The 22,490-nt window shown below is 70.3% G+C and carries 22 protein-coding genes; 3 read left to right on the top strand and 19 right to left on the bottom strand.

Features of this window, described 5'->3' with window-relative positions; translation table 11 throughout:
- Nucleotides 1–43: 43 nt before the first annotated feature.
- From SSPN_RS0104640 to SSPN_RS0104690, 8 genes are all read right to left on the bottom strand, one after another.
- Nucleotides 44–817, bottom strand: a complete 774-nt coding sequence (locus SSPN_RS0104640) for a CoA-transferase subunit beta (protein ID WP_010692623.1) — start codon at nucleotides 815–817, stop codon at nucleotides 44–46.
- Nucleotides 814–1,635: a CoA transferase subunit A gene (locus SSPN_RS0104645; protein WP_010692624.1), complete on the bottom strand. Its 822-nt coding sequence runs from the start codon at nucleotides 1,633–1,635 to the stop codon at nucleotides 814–816. Before SSPN_RS0104645 ends, SSPN_RS0104640 begins: the two co-directional genes overlap by 4 nt.
- Nucleotides 1,636–2,252: 617 nt before the next feature.
- The gene (locus tag SSPN_RS0104650) at nucleotides 2,253–2,738 is read right to left on the bottom strand and encodes an NUDIX domain-containing protein (RefSeq protein ID WP_010692625.1); all 486 of its coding nucleotides are present in this window, start codon (nucleotides 2,736–2,738) and stop codon (nucleotides 2,253–2,255) included.
- 460 nt (nucleotides 2,739–3,198) lie between these two features.
- Entirely contained in the window at nucleotides 3,199–3,645 is a 447-nt protein-coding gene (locus SSPN_RS0104660) for a TSCPD domain-containing protein (RefSeq protein ID WP_010692627.1), read from the bottom strand.
- Between the two features lie 56 nt (nucleotides 3,646–3,701).
- Nucleotides 3,702–4,823 carry a CapA family protein gene (locus SSPN_RS0104665; protein WP_010692628.1) on the bottom strand — a complete coding sequence of 374 codons (1,122 nt, stop codon included), beginning with the start codon at nucleotides 4,821–4,823 and terminating at the stop codon, nucleotides 3,702–3,704.
- Between the two features lie 9 nt (nucleotides 4,824–4,832).
- The gene (locus SSPN_RS0104670; RefSeq protein WP_044572569.1) at nucleotides 4,833–5,801 is read right to left on the bottom strand and encodes a DUF3048 domain-containing protein; all 969 of its coding nucleotides are present in this window, start codon (nucleotides 5,799–5,801) and stop codon (nucleotides 4,833–4,835) included.
- 68 nt (nucleotides 5,802–5,869) lie between these two features.
- A complete protein-coding gene (locus SSPN_RS0104675; protein ID WP_010692630.1) occupies nucleotides 5,870–6,502 on the bottom strand; it encodes an NUDIX hydrolase in 633 nt (210 codons plus the stop codon).
- 1,075 nt (nucleotides 6,503–7,577) lie between these two features.
- The gene (locus SSPN_RS0104690) at nucleotides 7,578–7,832 is read right to left on the bottom strand and encodes a hypothetical protein (protein WP_010692633.1); all 255 of its coding nucleotides are present in this window, start codon (nucleotides 7,830–7,832) and stop codon (nucleotides 7,578–7,580) included.
- 145 nt (nucleotides 7,833–7,977) lie between these two features.
- On the opposite strand from SSPN_RS0104690, the gene SSPN_RS0104695 reads away from it, so the two are divergent.
- The 3 genes from SSPN_RS0104695 (at nucleotide 7,978) to SSPN_RS0104705 (ending at nucleotide 10,836) form a co-directional block, all read left to right on the top strand.
- Nucleotides 7,978–9,171 carry a dipeptidase gene (locus tag SSPN_RS0104695; RefSeq protein WP_010692634.1) on the top strand — a complete coding sequence of 398 codons (1,194 nt, stop codon included), beginning with the start codon at nucleotides 7,978–7,980 and terminating at the stop codon, nucleotides 9,169–9,171.
- Between the two features lie 115 nt (nucleotides 9,172–9,286).
- On the top strand, nucleotides 9,287–10,177 hold the full coding sequence (locus SSPN_RS0104700) for an oxygenase MpaB family protein (RefSeq protein WP_010692635.1): 891 nt from the start codon (nucleotides 9,287–9,289) through the stop codon (nucleotides 10,175–10,177).
- Complete coding sequence (locus tag SSPN_RS0104705) at nucleotides 10,174–10,836, top strand: TetR/AcrR family transcriptional regulator (RefSeq protein WP_010692636.1); 663 nt, start codon at nucleotides 10,174–10,176, stop codon at nucleotides 10,834–10,836. Before SSPN_RS0104700 ends, SSPN_RS0104705 begins: the two co-directional genes overlap by 4 nt.
- Before the next feature lie 44 nt (nucleotides 10,837–10,880).
- Here the strand turns inward: SSPN_RS0104705 and SSPN_RS0104710 are convergent, their stop codons facing one another.
- From SSPN_RS0104710 to SSPN_RS0104760, 11 genes are all read right to left on the bottom strand, one after another.
- Entirely contained in the window at nucleotides 10,881–11,399 is a 519-nt protein-coding gene (locus tag SSPN_RS0104710) for a hypothetical protein (protein ID WP_010692637.1), read from the bottom strand.
- Between the two features lie 278 nt (nucleotides 11,400–11,677).
- Nucleotides 11,678–12,889, bottom strand: a complete 1,212-nt coding sequence (locus SSPN_RS0104715; protein WP_010692638.1) for an MlaD family protein — start codon at nucleotides 12,887–12,889, stop codon at nucleotides 11,678–11,680.
- Complete coding sequence (locus SSPN_RS0104720) at nucleotides 12,886–13,911, bottom strand: MCE family protein (RefSeq protein ID WP_010692639.1); 1,026 nt, start codon at nucleotides 13,909–13,911, stop codon at nucleotides 12,886–12,888. Before SSPN_RS0104720 ends, SSPN_RS0104715 begins: the two co-directional genes overlap by 4 nt.
- Nucleotides 13,908–14,981: an MCE family protein gene (locus SSPN_RS0104725; RefSeq protein WP_010692640.1), complete on the bottom strand. Its 1,074-nt coding sequence runs from the start codon at nucleotides 14,979–14,981 to the stop codon at nucleotides 13,908–13,910. The genes SSPN_RS0104720 and SSPN_RS0104725 overlap by 4 nt, the downstream gene beginning before the upstream one ends.
- Nucleotides 14,978–15,955: an MCE family protein gene (locus tag SSPN_RS0104730; RefSeq protein ID WP_044572573.1), complete on the bottom strand. Its 978-nt coding sequence runs from the start codon at nucleotides 15,953–15,955 to the stop codon at nucleotides 14,978–14,980. Before SSPN_RS0104730 ends, SSPN_RS0104725 begins: the two co-directional genes overlap by 4 nt.
- Entirely contained in the window at nucleotides 15,952–16,953 is a 1,002-nt protein-coding gene (locus SSPN_RS0104735) for an MCE family protein (protein ID WP_010692642.1), read from the bottom strand. Before SSPN_RS0104735 ends, SSPN_RS0104730 begins: the two co-directional genes overlap by 4 nt.
- Nucleotides 16,950–18,161 carry an MCE family protein gene (locus SSPN_RS0104740; protein WP_010692643.1) on the bottom strand — a complete coding sequence of 404 codons (1,212 nt, stop codon included), beginning with the start codon at nucleotides 18,159–18,161 and terminating at the stop codon, nucleotides 16,950–16,952. Before SSPN_RS0104740 ends, SSPN_RS0104735 begins: the two co-directional genes overlap by 4 nt.
- Nucleotides 18,162–18,163: 2 nt before the next feature.
- Nucleotides 18,164–19,015 carry an MlaE family ABC transporter permease gene (locus SSPN_RS0104745; RefSeq protein ID WP_010692644.1) on the bottom strand — a complete coding sequence of 284 codons (852 nt, stop codon included), beginning with the start codon at nucleotides 19,013–19,015 and terminating at the stop codon, nucleotides 18,164–18,166.
- Complete coding sequence (locus tag SSPN_RS0104750) at nucleotides 19,015–19,824, bottom strand: MlaE family ABC transporter permease (RefSeq protein ID WP_010692645.1); 810 nt, start codon at nucleotides 19,822–19,824, stop codon at nucleotides 19,015–19,017. Before SSPN_RS0104750 ends, SSPN_RS0104745 begins: the two co-directional genes overlap by 1 nt.
- Before the next feature lie 27 nt (nucleotides 19,825–19,851).
- Nucleotides 19,852–20,490 carry a TetR/AcrR family transcriptional regulator gene (locus SSPN_RS0104755; protein WP_010692646.1) on the bottom strand — a complete coding sequence of 213 codons (639 nt, stop codon included), beginning with the start codon at nucleotides 20,488–20,490 and terminating at the stop codon, nucleotides 19,852–19,854.
- Nucleotides 20,487–22,319 (bottom strand): AMP-dependent synthetase/ligase, encoded by a 1,833-nt coding sequence (locus SSPN_RS0104760; RefSeq protein ID WP_010692647.1) that lies wholly within the window; start codon nucleotides 22,317–22,319, stop codon nucleotides 20,487–20,489. The genes SSPN_RS0104755 and SSPN_RS0104760 overlap by 4 nt, the downstream gene beginning before the upstream one ends.
- Nucleotides 22,320–22,490 lie beyond the last annotated feature (171 nt).

Consider the following 22,490-nt stretch of genomic DNA (forward strand, 5'->3'; position numbering starts at 1 on the left):
CAGGCATGCGGGACGACGGCCAGTCCCCGGCCGTGGACATCGGTCATTCGGTGCCTCCGGCGATGGTCGCCTTGAGCTCCCGCAGCACCTTCAGCTCGGTCTCGGTCGGGGTCTGCTGCACGGTCGGCTCGTCGAGGACCTTCAGTGGCCAGCCCACCGCCTCCCGGGCCTGCTCGACCGTGGCGCCGGGGCTGAGCTGGGTGAGGGTCAGCTCGCAGGTATCCGCGTCCGGCTCCAGCACGCCCAAGTCGGTGATCACCTTGACCGGGCCCCGGCCGCGCAGGCCGAGCGCCTCCCGATCGCCCTTGGCGGTGCCGTAGCCGACCGAGGTGATGAAGTCGAGCTTCTCCACGAAGCTGCGCGGGCTCATCCGCATCACGATGAGGACTTCGCCGCAGGACGCGGCGATCTCCGGGGCGCCACCGGCGCCGGGCAGCCTGACCTTCGGGTTCGCGTAGTCTCCGCCGATCACGGTGGTGTTGATGTTGCCGAAGCGGTCCACCTGCGCGCCGCCGAGGAATCCGGTGTCGATGCGGCCGGGCTGCAGCCAGTAGTTGAAAATCTCCGGCACGCTGATCACCGAGTCGGCGGTGTCGGCCAGCACGCCGTCGCCGATGGACAGCGGCAGCCGACCGGGCTTGGCGCCGAGCGTGCCCGACTCGTAGATCAGCACCAGGTTCGGGGCGTGCGTGCGCCGAGCCAGGTTCGCCGCGGTGCTGGGCAGACCGATGCCGACGAAGCACGCCGCGCCGTCGCGCAGCGACCGGGCCGCACCGATGGTCATCATCTCGTCGGCGGTGAATTCGGGGGAGCTCATCGGGTACTCCTCTCGGCCCCGAAGACCTCGGTCTCCAGCCAGCTCTCGAACTGCTCGCGGTCCCGGCCGATCAGGTCCCATTGCTGGTAATAGGCGTTGTCGCGCTCGTAGTAGCCCTGCGCGTAGGACGGGACGGCGCCACCGGGGACCTCCGCGACAGCGGTGACCACCCACTGGGGCAGCACGACCGCACCGGGGCGCGGGGTGAGCTCGTCGACGATCTCCTCGACGGTGACCAGCGAACGGGCCGAGGCCAGCACGGTCTCCTTCTGCACGCCGGTGATGCCCCACATCTGCACGCTGCCCGCCCGGTCGGCCTGCTGGGCGTGGATGATGCCGACGTCCGGGTTGACCGCTGGCACGGCGGCCAGCCGCTCGCCGGTGAAGGGGCATTCGATCGTCTTGATCGTGTCGGTCTGCTCGGGCAGGTCGGTGCCTGCGTAACCGCGCAGCACGGCGAAGGGCAGCCCGCTGGCGCCGGCGGCGTAGCGGTTGGCCATGCCTGCGTGGCTGTGCTCCTCGATCTCCAGCGGCACCGGCCAGGAGTTCTGGATGGCGTCGCGGAAGCGGTGCAGCGAGCCGACGCCGGGGTTGCCGCCCCAGGAGAAGATCAGCTTCCGCGCGCAGCCCGCCCCGATCAGCTGGTCGTAGACGATGTCGGGCGTCATCCGGATCAGGGTCAGGTCCTTGCGGCGCTGGCGGATGATCTCGTGCCCGGCCGCGACCGGGATCAGGTGGGTGAAGCCCTCCAGGGCCACCGCGTCGCCGTCATGGACCAGCTCCGCGATGGCCTCGTCGAGCTGCAGGATGCGTGCCACCCTGACCACTCCTCGCTGTGCGCATAGTGAACATATGTGCTTTCTGCGAACGATACGGCAGTGCGACGGCACGGGTCAAGGACGAATCATGGTTTCGCCAGGTCGGAGGCCCCGAAATGGGCAGAGCGCGGGAGAGGTCGTCACCCTCGGGCGGGCTTCAGTGCACGGCCCTGTTAACAACCCAGCGGTGCTTGCCGAGGCGACGGGTCCGGCTGAACCCAAGTCCCTCGAACATCGACACCGTGCCGTTGTGGAGGAACGACGGAGACGCGCGATCTCGTGCAGGGCCCCGCTTAGCGCGGCGGAGGCGATGCCCCACCGCCGGCACTTTCTGTCGGTGAAGAAGCCGAACTGGCACCAGCCGACGCAGGTCGGGCCGTCGTACACGAGGGCGGCGTGAGCTCGCCCTTCTCGCACTCGAGGTTCCTTGCTGGCCCGGTTCTGCGCGGCGTCTTCGTAGGGCTCACGCCCTCGGAGTGGAAGCCATGCACCAGCAGCCGCCCCACACACCGTTATGCCTGTCGACCAGTTCAGCGAAGTCGGGCCAGGTTCCTTGATCCAGAGCTCGCACCCGCAAGCCTGTCACGCGGCTCCCCCGACTGCGGCGCGTCCGCGCGTCAGAGGTAGCCAGTCTCGGGCAGGTCGGAGCAGGGCAGGTCGAAGACGTTGACCGCCGCCTCGGCGGCGGCGGCCGCCTGCTGGTAACCGGTCTCGCCCCAGGCGAGCAGGTCGCCGGCCTTGCCCGGGTGGACCAGCAGCCGCCGGTAGATCCGTCCGCTGTCCGGGTCGGGCTCCGACGGATGCACGGTGGTGATCAGCGCGGCCATCCGGACCTGGGCGTACGGCGAGATGCCGTCGTCCACGCACTGGTAGCCCAGGTAGTGCGGTTCGCCGATGTCGACGGTGACCTCTTCCAGGGTCTCCCGGCGCAGGATGTCGACGTACTCGACCTCGCCGGGCTCCGGGCGACCGCCCGGGAGAGAGTGCTTGTTGCCGTCGAGGCGAATCAGCAGCCGCCCGTCCGGGACGAACAGGAACCCGTACACCTGCCGCACCGGCAGGCCCTCGGACACAGCGCTGGTGTGCCAGGTGAACTTGGGCATCGCTGCAGGTCCCTTCCACGGTGGTGAAAAGGATCACCTTAACCGAGGAACCAGCGGAATCCCCCATTCGCCGCGCGGCGGCTCAACCGAAATCATCGGCCGGTCTACGACCGCGGGTAGCAGCCGGAAGCTGATGTCCCCCGCGATGCGGGCGTGCTCGGCGTCGCCGCGAGTGCGGAAAGTGGTGCCGACGAGGCGGACGCGGCGGGGGGGTCCACGTCGATGGTCGATGAACGCCCGCCCGGCCGTCCGGCCTGCACGACGGTTCCACCGATCCGGCTCGCGGCCACACACCGGTGAGCAACGCGCCACCGACGCGGTCGACGCACTAGCCGTTGGTCGCGGCGAGCGCGGTCGCGACGAGATCGCCGGTACGCGTGGCCTGCTGGCCGTGCACGAACTGCCCCTGGCTGATCAGGGCGTCGTACGAGATCATCAGCGCCGATGGCAGCGCGGCGGGTCAACGAGATTCGCGGCGGATGCCCAATTCTGCGCAGGTCGGGGCGTCGAGGTAGTCGAGGGCGAGGCGGCGGAAGACGTAGTCGGGGAGTGAGTGGGCGTACTCGATGTCCGGGTCGGTCACCGGGCCGCGCGGTTCGAACTGCATGCCCGCGTACTTCGCCACGTACTTCTCCAGCGGTACCCCGTGCTGCAGGCCCAGCGAAACGGCGGCCGACAAGCTGTCCAGGAAGCCGCTGAGCGGGCTGCCCTGCTGGTCGACGCTCACCCAGACCTCGCCGAGCTTGCCGTCCGGGTAGGCGTTGGTGGTCAGGTGGCCCGTGACGCCGCCGATGTCGAAGCGGACCGTGTAGCCGCGGCGGCGTCGCGGCGGGTGCTGCCGCGCCGCGCTCTGGTCCATCCGGATGATCCGGCGCGTGCGCGCCGGGGCGACGTCGGTGCGGGCCATGCCGGGAGGCGCTCCTTCGGATCGGTCGTCCTTTATGGACAATGCGGGACCGTACCTCAGCGCTGCGCCGGTGATGCGCTCGGGCGGCGGCTCGCGTGCAGCGTTCTGTTCGACAGCGCCACGAAAGTGCCGAAACCTGCGCTGATCCGGGCCAACGTGGCGCACAGCCATTCGGCGTCGGCGGCCGAGGCTGGGTGCAGGCGCATCCGCTTGGCCTGCATCGGCAGCATGCGCAGGTCGACGAGGTCGCCGGAGGGGGCCAGCGACGCTAAGAACAGCAGGCGCAGGTCGTCCCGGTACTGCTCGTAGCCGGGGATGCCCTCGTAGTCGTCGATGAAGTCGCCGCAGCCGTAGAGCACGAGCCGGTTGCGGTAGATCTCGATCGGCCGCGGGTGGTGCGAAGAATGCCCGTGCACCACGTGCACCCCGCCGTCGATCAGCCGGTGTGCGAAGCGGACCTGGTCGGCGCCGACGTGGTACTGCCAGTTCGTGCCCCAGTGCAGCGAGACGACCACGATGTCGCCGGGGCGGGTCCGCTCCCGGATCTCGCCGGTGATCTCGGCGGCCCAGCGATCGGAGAGGTCGGGCAAGAAGTTCACGCCCGACCGGTTCGCGGTCGCCGCCCAGCTCGCCGGGATGCCGCTGCACTCGGCGCCGTAGCCGAAGACCACGACCCGGCCGTGCGGGGTGCCGACCACCGCCGGCCGGTGCGCTTCGTCGGCGTCGTGCCCGGCGCCGACCCAGCGCAGGCCCGCCCCCGACAGCGCGTCGAGCGTGTCGGCCAGTCCCCGGCGGCCGAAGTCCAGGACGTGGTTGTTGGCCAGGCTGCACACGTCCGGCCGAGCGGCGCGCAGGCAATCCACGTTCGCCGGGTTCATCCGGTAGTGCACGCCCTTGTCCGGGGCGAACTCGCCGCCGCCGGTGATGCTGGATTCGAGGTTGATCACCCGCACGTCCGGCGCGGCCGAGTCGAGCGCGCGCAGCGCGCCGCCCCAGGGCCAGCCGAAGCCGACCGGGCTGCTGATCGGACCATTCCGCGCTTCGGCCGCCGCGACGTAACTGCGCGCGTCCCGCAGGTAGTGCTCGTGCAGGACGGGATTGCCGGGATGCGGCAGGATCTGGTCGACGCCACGGCCGGGCATCACGTCTCCGCAGAGGAACAGCCGGATCAAATCCATCCCGCCCCCTCACGGCGTCAGCACGATCCACACCTGACCGGCCGCTGGCAGCAGCGCCTCGCCCGAAGGCCCGGTGTAGGTGGCGGCTGCGTCCGGTCCGGGCCGGGACCAGGTGCCGTTGAACGCCTGCCCGTCACGGAGCACCGTGACCGGGCCGCTGCCGACCGTCTCCGCGATCGGCGAGGGGTTGCCCGCGGCGTCGTGGATCGCCGACTCGCGGACCTTGACCCGCTCGATCACCACGGTCGGCGGGCCGAGCCGGCCGGTGTCGACGGCCGCGTACGGGGCCCCGTCCATCGACACCAGCCACCGCTGCTCCCCGGCTGACCAGTCGAAGCCGACGGTCGCGGACGGGAAGGTGACTTCGTAGTGGCCCGTCGGGATCCCCCCACCAGGGGCGGGGCCGGAGGTGAGCTGGTTCTGGCCGGGCCACGGCGCGCCGGGCGGCAACTTCGACGGGTCGACGAACAGGTTGTGCGGGACGGGCCGCGACCCGTCGCGGGTGAAGGCCGCGGGCTGGTGCGCGTCGGAGGCGTCGGTCACCGGTGCCGCCGCGATGAGCGGCAGGAGCTCGGGCGCCGCGCCGGAATACGCGAGCGTCGGGTGCCCGAACTGGGGGAGCAGTTCCGCATCGGTCTCCCGGGCGCTGCGCACCGGACCGATCTTCGGCGGCTGGTGCGATCCGAAGATCCCCAGCAGGCGGCTGTAGCCGCCCTCCACCGGTTCGACGTAGACCACGTCGGCGGCACCGATGCCGACCGGCGGCCGGGCTTCGGGCACGTTGTCGATCTTCACCGCGAGCACGGCCGGGCCCGGCGGCGGAGCGGGGGCGGGGGCGGTGGTGGCGGGAGGCGGGGATTCCGGCCGCGAGGGGTACCCGGCGCGCGGCGTCGAGAACAGGCCACAGGCGGCCGTGCCGAACACCGCGAGCAGGATTAGCGCCGCTGCGAACAGCTCGCGCATGTGCCTGCGCCGCATGGTTTCTCCTGAAATCCCTCCGAGTTCCAGGCTACGCCCACAACGGGGTCACTTCTGCGGCTACGCGGTCAGCGCCAGGCGAAGACCGGCTGTTCCAGGTCGGCCACCCGGGTGTCCCGGCCGTGGAGGACGACCTCGCGGAACTGGTGCAGGACGGCCGCCGTCGGGGCGTGGACGAGGGTGTCCAGCAGCGGCAGCTGGATGACGGGCCGGTCGGATTCGGCGATCGCCACGAACCTGGGCGCGACGTCCAGCTCGGTGAGCGTCACCAGGTCGACCCGCGCGACCTCGTCCGGGCTGGGCGACAACTCCGGCGCCGTGCCGATCCACACCACGATCGGCGTGATGACGTAGCCGGACCTGGTCGCGTAGTCGTCGAGCTGCCCGAGGACGTCCTGCGGCCGCGCGGTAACGCCGAGCTCCTCGCGCAGTTCGCGCAGCGCGGCCTGCCGGGCGTCCTCGCCGGGGTCGAGGCGGCCGCCGGGCAGCGCGAACTGCCCCGCATGGGCGCGCAGCGTCGCCGCTCGGCGGGTCAGCCAGACGCCCAGCTCGCCGCCGTCGCTGGCCAGCGTGATAGCGACCGCCGCCGCCCGGCGGCCCAGCAGCGGGATTCGCCTGGTGCGGAACCGGTCCAGACGATCGGCGATCTGCTGCCTGGCGCCATCGGGCTGGGGCGGCAACGCCGCGAGGTGGTCGCCCATCGTGGTCCTTTCGCTCGGCGGTGCCGGGTGCGGATCAGCCAGGTGGCAGGCCGCGTCCCAGCAGTCGAAGGCCTCGTCCAGGAAGTCGTACAGGTCGGTGCCGGGTTCGGCCAGGTGCCAGGACTGGTGGAGCTGCGTATCGCGGTGATTGCGAGGGATGACAGCAGGCGGGCGTAGCGGTCGTCGTGGTCCCGGCCGAGCCGTTGCGCGAGCCCGTCGGCCAACGCCGCCTCCAAGGCGCGCGAGGCGAGCACGATCCGCCACCGTGGTTGTTTCCGCGCCGGGGATGCACCCGGCTGTGGATCGGGTTGCCGTACGGCCGGGGCGGACCGCGGGGTGCGACTTCGTGCTGGAGCCCGAGCCGGGGAATCGGCGGGTTGTTGGCGTTCGCTGATCCGGCGCTTTTGGTCCGGCGTCGTTTTGGGGGTCTGTTTCGAGTTGATCTGCAGCCGGGCTTGGCTTGTGGCCGCGTTTCGCTTATGAGGTGCCGTGATCGTCGCGGGGGCGACCACTTGCGCACGGACGGCAGGTGGCGGAAGTGCCGTCCCGGCGCGGTCCGTGCGTGTTTCTCGGTGCTGGAGTGGCTGTTTGGGAACGCATTGTGCGGCGATGGTGTAACTGGTGTGACCGGTGTGGAGCGAACGGACTATTCGCGTCGATAGGTGTCATGAACGGGCCGTTCGCTTCGTTCACGCGCTTTCGGGGGTTTGGTTTGGTGGTGTGGAGCGAACGGACTGTTTGGGTCGATAGGTGTCATGAACGGGCCGTTCGCTTCGTTCGCGTGTTTTCGGGGGTTTTGGGTTGGTGGTGTGGAGCACCTGCGCCTGCTCGGCGTCGGGCAGCTGGGGCTGAGCGAGGCCGCGATGCAGCAGGCTCGGAGTTCCTGGCCGACGTCAACGCCGACGGCGAAACCGTGCCCGGCGTCGACTACCACGTGATCGCCACCCGCGACGAGGTGACCACGCCGTACGAGTCGACCTTCCTGACCGCCGGACCGGGCGCGGCCGTCCGCAACATCACATTGCAGGACGGCGCCGCGAGCTCAACCCGCCGGGCTTGTGATCCGCCCCAGGTCTTACGCGCCGTGGACCCCCTGGCGGTCGATGCCCGGGTGGCCATTCCGGGGCTGGTCCTCCGCGCCGGGTGGAAACGGGTGCGGGGTCAGGCGGGCGATGTGCTCGTCGATCAGTACGTCCAGCTCCGCCAGGCGGATACGCAGCGCCTCGGCGCGGCGGCGGGAGGCGCTCGGCAACTGCGCCGCCAGGTGCCCGTACTCGGCGAGCACCGTGGGCAGATCGTTGCCGTCCTGCTGCCTGGGGATGTGGTCCATTGCTTGATGGTGCGGCCAGTGACGGGATTCGTCGATTCGATCAGTGGCGGCGCCGATGCGCGTGGCGGCTGGGGCCGTTCGACGCCGGATATGCTCGCCGCATCGGGTTCGCCCGATGGGATGATCTCGGGAGATTGGGGCGGAGATGACCGACAAAGCCGCGCTGGTTCGGGCACGGGCGCTGCTCGCCGAGCACCCGGTGATCGACGGGCACAACGACCTGGCTTGGGCGCTGCGCGAGCAGGTCGGCTACGACCTGGACCGCTGCGACATCGCCCAGGACCAGTCGGCGCGGCTGCACACCGACCTGGCCCGGCTGCGCGCCGGCGGCGTCGGCGGCCAGTTCTGGTCGGTCTTCGTCAAGGCCGAGTACCAGGGCGACAAGGCGGTCAGCGCCACGATCGAGCAGATCGACTGCGTGCGCGCCCTCGTCGCGCGCTACCCGGAACACCTGCAGCTCGCGCGCACCGCCGACGAGTTGGAGGCCGCCCGCGCCAACGGCCGCATCGCCTCGCTGATGGGTGCCGAGGGCGGTCACTCCATCGCGTGTTCGCTGGCCACCTTGCGCGTCCTGCACGAACTGGGCGTCCGCTATCTCACGCTGACCCACAACGACAACGTGCCGTGGGCGGACTCGGCCACCGACGAACCGGCCGCGAAGGGCCTGACCCGCTTCGGAGTCGAGGTGGTGCGCGAGATGAACCGGCTGGGCATGCTGGTGGACCTCTCGCACGTCGCCCCCGACACCATGCGGGACGCGCTGGGCGCCACCCGAGCCCCGGTGATCTTCTCGCACTCCTCGTCGCGGGCCGTCTGCGACCATCCGCGCAACATCCCTGACGACGTGCTGGCCGCGCTGCCCGCCAACGGCGGCGTCGCGATGGCGACCTTCGTGCCGAAGTTCGTGCTTCCTGCGGCGATCGAATGGAGCAGGCGGGCCCAGGACGTGCAGAGCGAGCAGGGCTTCGACCCGCTGGACACGACGCCCGAGGCATTGGCGGCGCTGCGGGCGTACGAGGCCGCGAATCCGCGGCCGGTGGCCACTGCCGGGACCGTGGCCGACCACCTCGACCACATGCGCGAGGTCGCGGGCATCGACCACATCGGCGTCGGCGGCGACTACGACGGCACCGCCTTCACCCCGCAGGGCCTGGACGACGTCGCCGGGTACCCGAACCTGATCGCGGAGCTGATCACCCGGGGCTGGTCCGAGGCCGACCTCGCCAAGCTCACCTGGCACAACACCGTGCGAGTGCTCCGCGACGCGGAGGACGTGGCCCGCGACCTCCAGCGCACCGAACGCCCCTCGATCGCGACCATCGATCAGCTGGACGGCTGATGCGGAGCTGATCCGCTAGGCCGGTCGGGCGAGACGGTGAGACGGTTGTTGACCAGCTGTCTCACCGCTCGCTACGGTCGCGGCAATCGAACACGCGAGACGAGGTGCTTGCGCAATGAGGCGTTTCGACCGGCTGGAGCGGATCCTCGCGCTCGATCCCGATCGCGACTGCGAGGAGATCTACCGGCTGCTCGCCGAGTACGAATTCCCCTGGGACATCACCAAGGCCCTGGAGTTCGCGCTGTTCCGAACCTACGCGGTACCCCGTATCGGCCGGCTGCTGGACCGCACCGGCGAATTCACCCGGTCTGCGCAGAAGCGCTACGACGACACCGTGCTCGTCCTCTACGAGATCTTCCACTGGGGCACCACCAGCGACCGCGGGCGGCAGGCGCTGGAACAACTCAACGCCATCCACGGCCGGTACCGGATCAGCAACGACGACTACGCCTACACGCTGTCGACGTTCGTGGTGACGCCGGTGCGGTGGATCGAGCAGTTCGGCTGGCGGAAGCTGCACCCGAGCGAGGTGCGGGCGCTGACCAACACCATGCGGCGGCTCGGTGAGGGCATGAAGCTCTCTGGAATCCCGGAGACCTACGCGGAGTTCGAGCGGCTGTTTGACGATTACGAGCGCGAGCACTTCGCATTCGACGCGGGCGGCCGCCGGGTCGCCGACGCGACGCTGGACCTGTTCGGCTCCTGGTATCCGCGGTTGCTGTCCCCGGCCGTGGCGCGGGCGGCGCGGTTCCTGATGGAGCCGCACCTGCTGACCGCCTTCGGCTTCCCGCAGGTCGGGAACGTCGGCCGAAAGGCCGCCGAGGCGGCGCTGAAGGTGCGCGCCGAGCTCGTGCGCGTGGGGCCGGTCCGGCCGGATACCCGCCCGGTCGGGCCCGGTCCGATGTCCTATCCGGACGGTTACGAGATCGCCGACCTCGGGCCGGACTCGTTCCACCACTACCGAGCCAAGCACCGGGCGAAGCAGACCTGCCCGGTGGCCACGTGACACCCGGTGCGTTGGAAGGCGCCTTGCAGCGCCCGTTCTCGGAACCCGCCGATGATCGAGTGCTTGATGCGGCCCGGGAAGCGTTCGAGGACATCGGGATCCAGCGGACGACGATGCGCGATATCGCCCGCCGCGCCGGGCTCGGGCGCGCCACGGTGTACCGGCGCTTCCCGGACCGGGACGCGGTGGTGAGGGCGGTGCTGTTGCGGGAGGTGCGGGGCTTTATGGCCTGGCTGGACGAGCGGATCGACCACATCGAGGACCCCGCCGAGCAGACCGTGGAGTGCTTCGTCGCGGTCGTCACAGGGCTGCGCGCGCATTCGCTGCTGAACCGGCTCCTGACGCTCGAACCGGCGGCGGCGCTACCGGCGTTGACCGTGGACGCCGGTGCCGTGCTCGCGGCCGCCCGCAGCTACCTGGCCGAGAAGCTGCGCCGGCATCAGCAGGCCGGTCGGCTGCGGCGCTTCGACCCCGAGCCCGTCGCGGAGGTGTTTGTGCGGCTGGCTCACTCGATGCTGCTCACTCCGCACGGCTGCATCCCGGCGGAGGACGACGCGCGGTCCCGAGCCTTCGCTCGCGCCCACCTGGTCCCCGTGATCGCCGGTTGGAGCTCCTCGGTCATACGCAATTCGGGGATCCCCAGTCGAGGCGGCGTCTGAGGTTCCGCTACCCGCGCCGCCGTATGAAATGAGCCGGGAACAATTCAGAGCAGTTCGATGTCGTCGATCAGCCAGTGTTCGTCGACGTGCACCAGGGTCATCTGCATGCGATTGCGGTCGATTCGCGGCTGCGGGCTGTTGACGTTGGTGATCTGCTGGTCGACGAACAACGCCACCACGGCCCGGTCCTGATCCGATTCGACGATCCCGGCCGACAGCACCGAACCCTGCGAGACCGCCCGGTTCAGCCTGATCAGTTCGGTCAGGCTGGCGCTGATCTGCTTGTACTGCTCGGCGAACTGGCCGTGCGAGTTCGCGGTGACGGCGGCGAAGTTCCGGTCCAGGTCGTTGAAGTCGTACGTGGACAGATCGGTGGCGTAAGTCCGGGCCGACTCCAACGCCCTAGTGCGAGCATCGGCCGCCGCCCGTTCTTGGTGCAGCTGAACGCCGAGGTAGCCGGCGATGCCGAGGACCGCGGCCACCAGCACGAGCACGAGCAACGGCTTAGGACGCCGCCGGGATCTGGTCTCCTGTTCGGCCGGTTCGGTGTCGGTGTCGGTCATCAGCGGACTCCTGTGTGTCCAGTAGTGATTGGTGGTTGATCTGATGAGTGGTTGACGACGGAATGCAATCGAGCGGTCCGTGACGTGAAGTGAAGCCTGCCGCGTCGTTTGCTGATCTGTCTGTTTGTGGGTGGGGCGAGGGGGTACCGAGCCCAGAGCAGAAAGGGCGAAGGCCAGGGAAGCGGTGAAGATCGTGGAGGTGCAGTCGTGAAGGACTCCCCGGCGTAAGGGGCGCGGAACGTTTGGATATGGCGGCACGAAGGCCCTCGGCCCTAACGTCAGTGATCATTCACTACTCCAGTTCCCGACCCGACTGCGGTGGAATCGAGTGCCCGGAACTCACGGCCGAGCACGGTGCCCTGGCCGCCCGGCGAGCCGAGCTGGAAGCCGGCCGGGGTGTTGCCGGTCGCCGGGTCGTAGGTGGTCATCGCCGGTCGTGGGCCGAGGTTCGGCTGGTCGGCCGGGCAGTTCCAGTCGAGCCCGGCCGGGCGAGGCGTCACGTCGGTGGGCGAGCGGCGTTCGGCCGGCGTGGCGCAGACCGGGCCCTGGGTGCCGACCAGGTAGAAGTCCGCGGTGTCGCCGTGCACCACGCCGCCCAGCCCGGAAAGCGCCGCGGGCAGCGAGATGATCAGCTGTTCCATCGCGGGCGAGCGGACCGTGACGATCTGGCTGGTGGTTACCAGGTTTCCGAGCAGCGCGGTAGCCGCCGGGTCGCTGCGCGCGAACAGGTCGGCGAGCTGCTGGGCGGTGCCTGGCGCGATGTCCAGGATCCGGTTGATGTCCGGTTCGCGCTGCCGGATCTGGTCGCTCAGCGAGCGCAGGCCCGCCGCCAGGTCGCGGATCCGCTCGCCCTGCGAGCCGCCGGGGCCGATCAACGTCCGGGTGCCGTCCACGAGGCGTTGCAGCTGCGGTTGCCGTTCCCGCAGCATCTTCAGCAGGGTCGCGGAGTTGTCCAGGATGCGGGTGAGCTCCGGGCCGGCGCCCTGCAGCCCGGTGGCGAGGGCATCGGTGACCGTCGCGACGTCCTCCGGCCGCAGCTGCTCGCTGAGCTCGGTGAAGTGCACCAGCATCGTTTCCAGCGGCATGGGCCGTTCGGTCTGCTCCGGTGCGATGACGCTGCCGTCGCGCAGGAACGGGCCGGTATCGCCGGCGGGCTGCAGGTCGACGGTCTGCAGCGCCAGCGGCGTCGCCATGCTCACGACCGCCCTGGTGGCGGCCGGAATCCGGACGTCCGGGTTCAACGCCAGCCGCACCGAAACCCCGCCGCCGCCCGGGTCGATCCGCACGTCGGAAACGGTGCCGATCACTACGCCCCGGTAGGTGACCTGGGAGGTCGGCGTGATCGAGCTGCTGTCGGCCATCCGCATCGTGACCCGGACCGGTTCGCGCAGCGCCTGCGGGCCAGCCACGTTCGTCACCACGTAGTAGGCGCAGGCGATGCTTATGACCAGGAACAGCGCGATTTGTGCTGTGGCGCGGCGGCGGTTCATCGGGTGCCTCCTCGCAGGATGGAGCCCACGCCGCCTTGGCCGGGCGGCGGCATCGGGGTGCCGGGGGCCAGCAGCTGGACGACGGTGCCGGGGACGTCGAGCGTGCCGTTGAACAGCAGGTAATCGCCTGGCGTGGCCTGCTGGAACAGCCCCGAGAACCGGCGCAGCGACTGCACGGTGGTGCCGAGGTTTCCGTCCAGCGACTGCAGGTCCGCCAGCACCGGCCGGAACTGCTCGACCTGGCGGGTCAGGGATTCGCCGGTCTGGTCCAGCAGGGCCGTTGTGGCGTCGCTCAGATCCGCGGTGTTGGCCAGCAGTGTGGTGAACCGCTCGCGTTCGGCCAGCAGCGCGTCGATCGCGGGCCGCACCTGCGTCAGCGCCGCGTCCAGGGTGGTCTGGCTCGCCGCCAGGTCTTGCGAGGTGGCGTGCATCGAGTCGATCAGCCCGGTGATCTCGGCGCGGTGCCGGTTCAGCGACGCCAGGATGTGCTCCAGCTGCCCCAGCAGGTCGCGAACCCGCTGTTCGCGGCCGTCGAGCGCGGTGTTGAGCTCGGTGACGATGGTCCGGGCCTGGTCGAGGCCGGAACCGTTGAGCAGGGTGCCGACCGCGGCGAGCGCGTTCTCGATGTCCGGACCGCGGGAGGTCCGCTCGATCGGGATCACCGAACCGTCGGCGAGCGACTCGCCCTCCAATGTGGACGGGGGCTGCAGGACGACGAACTCCTCGCCCAGCGGGGAGGCGAGCTCCAGGCGCGCGGTGGTGCCGGCGGGCAGCCGGACGTCCCGGTCGATGTCGAGCTCCACCACGGCACGGAAGTCCTGGGTGCCGATGGCCGACACATGACCCACCACGGCCTGCCCGAGCCGCACCGCGCCGCCCTTCGGCAGCTGCCCGACATCGGAGAACACCGCGGTGACCTGGTACCCGGACGTGCCGTTGCCGACGGGCAGGTTCTGCAGGCTCAGCCCGCACGAACTGGTCAGCAGCACGACAGCGAGCACCCCGGGCGCGGACCGGTTCACCGGCCACCCCCGAGTATCGCGCGCAGCGGTTCGATGTCCGGCGGGAACGGGATCGGGTTGGTGATCCCCGCGCCAGTGCACAGCGGGAGCGGCAGCTGGCGGCACAGTTGCGCGGTGGTGTCGAACTGGCTGAGGTTGGTGGAGATGTTCAGCCGGATGCGGAGGCGTTCGTCGTCGGTGATCGCGCGGTCGAAGTTGTCCATCGCCAGCGGCATCGTGTCCAGCGTTTCGGCGAGCTCCCGCTGCCGTTCGGCGAGCGTGCCGGCGAACTGGGCGAGCTGGGAGACGTCGCCGCCGAGTTTCTCGCCGTGCCGCCGCAGGAGGTCGTCGACGGCGACCAGCACAGCGGACAGCTTGCCGATGGCATCGCCGATTTCCTGCTGCTGGGCCTGGAAGTCCGCGCCCGCCTGGGCGGTCGAGGCAGCCAGCGAGTCGACTGCGTCCCGGTGCTGGAGGAGAACCCGGACCAACCGGTCGAGGTTGTCCAGCACCGCGCCGAGATCGCCGCTGCCGCCCGCCAGCACCTCGCTGGCCTGGGCGACGTCGGTGATCGCATCGCGAATCCGCGGGCCTTGCCCGTCCAACGCCGACGCGCTGCTGCGCAGCAGCCGGTCGAGCACGCCGGGATCGCCGCCGGAGGGCCCGAAGGCGGCCAGCAGCAAGTCCAGCGACCGGGACAGCTGGTCGAAGCGGATGGGGGAGTGGGTTCGCTGCACGGGGATCACCGCGCCGTTGGTCAGCCGGGGGCCGCCGGTGTAGGCGGGGCCGAGCTCGACGTAGCGGTCGCTGATGATCGCCGGGCTCATGATGTATGCCTGCGCATCGGCGGGCAGCGCGGTGTCGGCGGGCATGCGCACCCGCACCCGCACCGTCGCGCCCTGCGGCTGCACCGATTCGACCCTGCCGACCTCGACGCCCAGGATGGCGACCCGGTTGCCGGGGAAGATGCCGTCCGCATAGCTGAAGTCGGCCGACACTTCCAGTCCGGGGCGAGGCGCGAGCACGCTGAACCAGCCGCCGGTGACGAGCGCGACCAGCACGATGCATGCGATCAGCGTTCTGCGGCTCATCGGCACCTCTTGAACAGTCCGGCGACGCACAGCACGTTGTCGGGGACCGGACCCAGCGGCGCCGATACCTCGCCCCACGGGCCGTTCCCGGTGGCGTTGGCGAGGTATCGGCTGGCCGGGCCGAGCCGGCGCAGGCTCTCGTCGATGGCCAGGTCGTTGCGCTCCAGCGAATCGGTCAGGGCGTGCAGGTCCGCCAGCAGCGGGTCGAGGACGTCCCGGTTCTCCCGGAGCAGCCGCTCCAGTTGGTCGACGACGGTGTGCACGTCGGTGCTGAGCTGGCGGATGACGGTCCGGCGTTGTTGCAGCGTGTCGACGATCAGCTGCGCGTCGCCGAGCAACGTGACCAGCGTGTCCTGCTGCTCGACCAGCGTCGTGGTCAGCATTCGGGTACCGCGCAGCAGTTCCTGCATCTGCTCGCCACGTTCTCCGACGATCGCCGAGGCCGTGGCGATGCCGTCGAGCACGTTGCCGAGAAGCTGCGGATCGTCTGGCGAAACCTCGTCCACGGCGTCGATCATGGCGCGCAGCCGGGGCAGGTCCAGGCCTTCGGCGGTGGATTTCGCGGCGGATTGGAGCTCGTCGAGGCTGTAGGGCACCGAGGTGTGCGACAACGGGATGGTTCCACCGGGGGAGAGCCGTGCGGGACCGGCGGATTCCACGCTCAGATAACGGGTTCCGAGCACGGTCCGCAGCTTGATCGCGGCGCGGGTGTCGCGGCCCAGGGAATGCGCGTCGTCGAGCCGGAACGAGACGCGAACCCGGTCCCCGGCCAGCGCTACCTCGGTCACCCGGCCCGCGGGCACCCCGGCGACCATGACCTGCGTGCCCACCTCGAGCCCGGCGGCGTTGCCGAACTCGGCGTGGTACTCGTTGGTGCGCAACAGGAACAGCACGCGGGGCACGGCGATCGAACCGGCCAGCAGGAGCAGCACCACGACCGCGCCGATCGCGCCGTTGACCAGCACCTTCCTCATCGGCACACCTCCGTGTGCGGGCCCACGCCGAGGTCGACGGGATCACCGGCGACCTGGACGCTCAGATTGCAGAGGTAGACGTTCGCCCACGACCCGTAGCCGGTGACGCGGTCGAGGGTGTCGAGGAACGCGGGCATCTCCTGCACGGCAACGTCGATCTGCTGCTGGTTGCGCACCAGCATCGCGGTGATCTCCTGCACGGAACGCACATCGCGCGACAGGCCGGGCCCGACGTCGCCCAGCAGCTTCGCCAGCGAGTGGGCCACCGCCGAACCGCTGTCGATGGCAGCCGCGATCTGCCCGCGACTGGCGGCCGTTTCGGAAGCCAACCGGCCGAGCCCGTCGAGGAGTGCGCGCAGCTCCTCGCGCCGCCGGTTCATGGTGCCCAGCACGGCGTTGAGGTTGTCGACGACTTCGCCGATCACCTCGTCGCGGCTGGCGAGCGTGGCGGTCAGGGAGACGATCCGCGACAGCAGCGCGTTGACGGTGCCGCCTTCGCCTTGGAACACCGCGGCGATCTCGGCCGCCAGCTGGTTGACCTGCCCCGGTTCCAGCGCCTTGAACAGCGGCTTGAACCCGTTGAACAGGGCGGTGAGATCGAACGCGGGGCGGGTGCGCTCGACCGGGATCGTGGCGCCGGGTTCCAGCGGCGGCCCACCCTGCCCCGGGGTCAGCGACAGCGCGCGGGCGCCGGTGAGGTCGGCGTAGCGGATGACGGCCAGTCCGGTGGCGGGAATCCGCTGTTCTGCGGCCAGGTCGAAGGACACCTGAGCCAGTCCGTCGTGTGCGGTGACCTCGGAGACCTCCCCGACCCGGACCCCGGCGATGGTCACGTCGCTGCCCGGCTGCAGCCCGGCTACGTCGGTGAACACCGCGTGGTAGGTCACCGAGCGCCGGGTCATCGGGTCGGTCAGCGTGTTCACCACGACGATGCCCGAAAACACCGACACGGCAACGAAAACGACGAGTCGGACGTGCGCGGAGCGGGTTCGTGTCACGGCGTCACGACCTCCGATCCGCGCACCACCGGCCCCAGCAGGAGGCCGAGCACGTCAGGCGACGGCGGGGGAGCAGCGGGCGGGGTGGGCAGCAGGGGCGCCAACTGCCGCATCGCGTCGAGTTCCTGCGGGCTGCCGCCCACCGGACCGATCGGCCCTTCGGGCGGCCGCGTGCCGCAGTTGGGGCCGTCGAGTCCGGGGTAGCGCGGGCAGTCCGCGGGCGAGTACGGGTAGGGGCGGTCCAGGGTGCCGGCCATGCGGATCTTGAAGAACCCGGTGGAGAAAGCGCGATTCGCGCCGTCCAGGAATGCGTCCAGGGCATCCACACCGTCGCGCACCGCGTGCGGGTACCGGCCGAGGACCTCGGCGACCGGGCCGGTGGCGCGCACGATGCGGATGATGCGCTGCGCGTTTTCGTCGACGAACCGCTGCGACCGGTCGGTCAGCGCCAGGCCCGCGCCGAGGAGGTCGCCGATCGCCTGCTTGCGCCGCACGATCGTGCCCGACAGCGCGACGGCGTTGTCCAGGGCTTGCACCGCATCCGGTGCGGCGGCGGCGAGGTCGGCGCTGAGCGCGGAGAACGTGTCCAAGTGCTCGCCGAGGTTGTCGAACGGCGGGCTCCCGGCCAGCTGCGCGGCATCGTCGAGCACGCTGCCGAGCTGGTTGCCCCGGCCGCGCAATGCCTCGGCTAGAGCCGAGAAAGCGGTCTGGAGGCGGGCCGGTTGCAGGGATTCGACCAGCTGGTAGAGGCGGGTGTACGCGTGGTAGAGCTGCATCGTCGGGCGTGAGTCGTCAGCCGGAACCTCCGCCCCGGCAACGAGTTCGGTTCCGTTCGGCGCTTCGGGAACGGTGAAGTCGAGGTACTGGTCGCCGAAGATGGTGCGCGGCATCAGCCGCACCCGGACATCCCCCGGGATGTCCACCAGCTTGTCGGACTCCAGCCGCAGTGTCAGCCGCGAACCGCCGATTCCGGGGTCGACATCGGCCAGCCGCCCAACGCGGACACCGCGGTACTGCACCGGTGTTTCCGGCCGGACCAGCCCGGCGGCAGCGGGCAACACCGTGGTGACCTCGGGGTCCGACCGGAATAGTCCGGCGCCGCCGAGTACGGTCGCGACCGCGGCGACGAAGAGCGCCAGCAGCGCGGCGAATCCACGAACGGCCAGCGCGTTGTGGCGACGCGCGGGTAATCGTTGCGGCTTGGCCATCGCTATATCCCCAATGCGGGTAGCGTCGGTCGCAAGCCCCAGAACGCGATGCTCAGCAGCACATCGGCGATGGTGATGGCGACGATGCTGGTGCGCAGCGCGCGGCCGGCTGCCTTCCCGACGCCTTCCGGGCCGCCTGCGGCGTAGTAGCCGTAGGCGCAGTGCACCAGCGTCACGACGATCGCGAACGCCACGGCCTTGAGCAGCGAGAACAGCACGTCCTCCGGCGTCAGGACCAGTCGGAAGTAGTAGTTGTAGGTGCCTTCGGAAACGCCGTTGAGGTACACGACCGCGACCCCGGTGGCCAGGTAGGAGGCGAACAGCCCCACCAAGTACAGCGGAATCACCGACAGGAACGCCGCCACCATCCGGGTGCTCACCAGGTACGGCAGCGAGCGCACCGACATCGCCTCCAACGCGTCGATCTCCTCGGAGATGCGCATCGCGCCCAGCTGCGCGGTGAAGCCGGTGCCAACCTTCGCGGCGAGCGCGATGCTGGCCACCAGCGGGGCGATCTCCCGGGTGCTCACCAGCGCCGCCGCCAGCCCGGTCATCGGCGACAGTCCCAGCAGGTCCAGGCCGCGGTGCCCCTCCAAGCCCACCTGGGTGCTGGAGACGAAAGACATCGCGAACACCACGCCGATGGTCCCGCCGCCGGCCAGCAGCGACGCCGAACCGAGGCTGATCTCGCCGACCAGCCGCGCCACGTCGCGCCCATGCCGCCCCAGCACGTGCGGGATCGCCGCGATCGCCCGCAGGTAGCAGGTGAAGTGCAACCCCACCGCCGCCAGAGCGTCCACAATGGAGCCGAGTCGGGCTGCGGCGAACCGGGTGACTGCCGGCGGCAGCGCCATCAGTACTCCCCCTTCGCCGGGACGAGCACCGGGTACAGCTCGGTCATCACCGTGTTCGCGACGAAGACCAGCACGAAAGAGATCACCACGGCCTCGTTGACCGCGGTTGCCACGCCGCCCGGCCCGCCCTTGGCGGTCAGCCCCTTGAAGCAGGACACCACCGCGGTGATCACCGCGAACACCGCGGCCTTCAGCAGCGCGACGACGAAGTCCGGCACCCGGGAGAACTGCGTCAGCGTGCGCAGGAAAGCGCCCGGCGCGTCGCCGAGCACCCACATCTGGAACAGGAAGGTGGTGGCGATGCCGACGAGCAGCACGATGCACGCCAGCAGGGTGTTCACCACGGCCGCGGCCACCACGCGCGGCACCACCAGGCGCTCGACGACCGGCAGCCCCATCACCTCCAGGGCGTCGATCTCGTCGCGGATCTTGCGGGCGCCCAGGTCGGAGCACATCGCGGAGCCGCCGACGCCGGAGATCATCAGGGCGCAGATCAGCGGGGCGGCCTGGCCGACGATCACGAACGCGACCACCGCCCCGCCGTAGCCCTGTGCGCCGAGCTGCCCGGCCAGCGAGCCGACGTTCAGCGCCACCACCACGCCTAGCGGGATGGTCACCAGCAGCGCGGGCAGCGTGGTGACGGCGGCCAGGAACGAGGCCTGCTGCAGGAATTCCGACCAGCCGAAGCGCGCCCGGCACACCGCCCGGAAACCGGCCGCCGCGGTGCGCACGGCGAAATCGAGCAGCAGGCCGGTCTGCAGCAGCGCGTCGCCGATCGGACCTCGGGCGGTGGGCAAGCCCTGGTACACGAAACGCTCCCTCCAGGTCGGGTCGGCTCAGGACCTCGGACGAGCGTTCGGGCCGGCCTGCTCGCGCACCGCGGGGTACACGTCTTGCAGCAGGTGCAAGGCAGACCGGGTCAGCATGATGTGCAGATCACCGCGGCTGAGGGTGCCGCGGACCAGCCATTCGCGGGACGCGGCCTTGAGCATCGTGCCGTAGGCGCGGATCATCGCCCGCAGCTGTTCGCGGCCCTCGACGACGTCGGTCATCATCGCCGCCTCCAGCACCCGGTCGGCGGCCACCTCGTCGGATTCCAGCAGGACCTGGTCGAGGTCCTCGTCCAGACCGATGCCCTCGCCTATCGCGGACAGCCACATCTCCCGGTTGTGTTCGACTACGTCGATCCACCGGTCCACCACTATCGAGATCCGCTCCTGCGGGTTGGTGCGCGGCAGGTGTTCGGTGACGGAGACGGGCGTCACCAGCATCTGCCGGACGACCTCCAGGTACAACTGGCGCTTGCCGCCGAAGTAGTGGTTGATCAGCGGCCGGGCCACCCCTGCGGCCCTTGCGATGTCCGATGTGGACACCGACGAGTAGCAGCCCTGGCCGAACAGCCGCCGGGCGACCGCCAGGATCTGCTTCCGCCGCTGGTCCGGTGCCAGCCGCTGCCGCTTGGCGGGTGTGGTCATCGCCGGGATTCGGTGTAGAGCCGGTCGATCTCGGCGGCATAGCGTTCGGCTATGACCCGCCGCCGTAGGCTCAGCTTCGGGGTCAGCTCGCCGGATTCGGCGGTCCAGGCGACGCCGAGCACCCGGTGCGCCTTGACCTGTTCGGCGCGGGACAACGCTTTGTTCGCCTGCACGACGGCGTGGTCGACCTCGCGCAGCACGGCGGGATGCGCGGCCAGCGATGCGGGGTCGACGGCGTCGATGCCGTGCGCCTTCGCCCACGCCGGTGCGGCCTCCTCGTCCAGCACGACCAGCGCCGTGACGTACGGCCGGCGGTCACCGATCGCGACCGCCTGGCCGACCAGTGGGTGGGCCCGCAGCAGCGATTCGACCCGGGTCGGGGCGATGTTCTTGCCGCCCGAGGTGATGAGGATTTCCTTCTTGCGGTCGGTGACCCAGACCAGGCCCCGCTCGTCGACCCGGCCGATGTCGCCGGTGGCGAACCAGCCGTCGGCGTCCGTCGCGTCGTCCAAGCCGCCATTCGCGCGGAGGTACCCGCGGAAGACCACCGGACCTCGCACCAGCAGCTCGCCGTCGTCGGCGCACCGCACTTCCATCCCGGGCGCGGCCGCGCCCACGGCGCCGAACGCGAACGCCTCCGCTGTGCTCACGGTCGCGCAGCCGCTGGTCTCGCTGAGCCCCCACACCTCGTACACCGGAAGTCCGATGCTGGCGAGGAATTCGAGCACGCTCACCGGAACGGGTGCCGCACCGCTGAAGTTCTGGACCGAGGCGTCCAGCCCGATGGCGGCGCGGATCTGCTTCAGGAACGGGTCGGCCTGCTCGAACTGCGCCGCCAGCTCGGCCGGGACCTCGGCACACCGAGCCCGCAGCCGGAACACCTGCGATGCCACGGCCCGCGCCTGCTGGAGCAGCGCGGCCTGGTCTTCGGGCAGCGACGCGAACTTGGCCTGCAGCCCGGCCACCATCTTCTCCCAAACCCGTGGCACGCCGAACAGTCCGTGCGGCCGGACCGCCACCAGGCTGTGCAGTAACGCGGCCGGATCCGGGCAGATCGTGACGTGGCCCGCCGTGCAGATCGGCAGGTAGATGCTCAGCATCCGCTCGGCGATGTGCGCCATCGGCAGGTACGACACCGAGCGCGGGTGCTCCGGCGCCGGCACCAGGAAGTCCTGCATGACCGCTTGGTGGATCACGTTGCGGTGCGAGAGCACCACGCCCTTCGGGTCGCCGGTGGTGCCGGAGGTGTACACGGCGCACAGCGCCTCGTCGGGGGCCGTGGCGTCGGTGAGTTCTTCGAAGGTGTCGCGGAAATCCCCCACATCGCCGCTGCCGCGAAGGTCCGCGTACGTGACGAAGCGCGGATCGCCGGGCGGGATGATCGACGGATCCAGCGCCACCACGGTGCGCAGGTCGGGCAGGTCGTCGATGATCGGGCGCCACCGGGCCCACTGCGCGGCACCCTCCAGCACGACCACCGCTGCCGCGCTGTGCCGGGCGATGTAGCGGATGTGGTCGGTGGTCGACGTGTCGTAGAGCGTGCAGGAGATCGCCCCGAGGTGGGCGGCGGCGAGGTCGGACGCCCAGAGCTCGGGTCGCTTGGGCATGGCGATCAGCATGCGGTCGCCGCGGCCGAGGCCGTGTGCCGAGAGCCCACTGGTGACGGCGGCGACCTCGTCGCGCAGCGCGGACCAGCTGAGGGTGGTGGCGCCGGGGCCGATCCCGGTGGTGAGCGCGGGCCGGTCGGTGTGGTCGCGGGCGTTGCGGCGGAGGAGTTCGGTGATGGTCAGGCCCTCGACGGCGGCATGGACCTGCTCTGCTGTCGTCACGTTGCGTTCCCTTCGTCGCGAACCAACGGGCGGACCTGGGAGAGTGCGGACAACGGTCTTGGGTTGTTGCTCGGATGTCAATGCACGCCACCCGATTGTCGGCGCAGGGGAATCGGTGCCGGAGCGGCTATGACCGGCGGATTGTTGACGTCGTGTCAGTTCGGTCGGAGC

The sequence above is a fragment of the Saccharopolyspora spinosa NRRL 18395 genome (assembly GCF_000194155.1).
In the GTDB taxonomy this organism is placed as follows: Bacteria; Actinomycetota; Actinomycetes; order Mycobacteriales; family Pseudonocardiaceae; genus Saccharopolyspora; species Saccharopolyspora spinosa.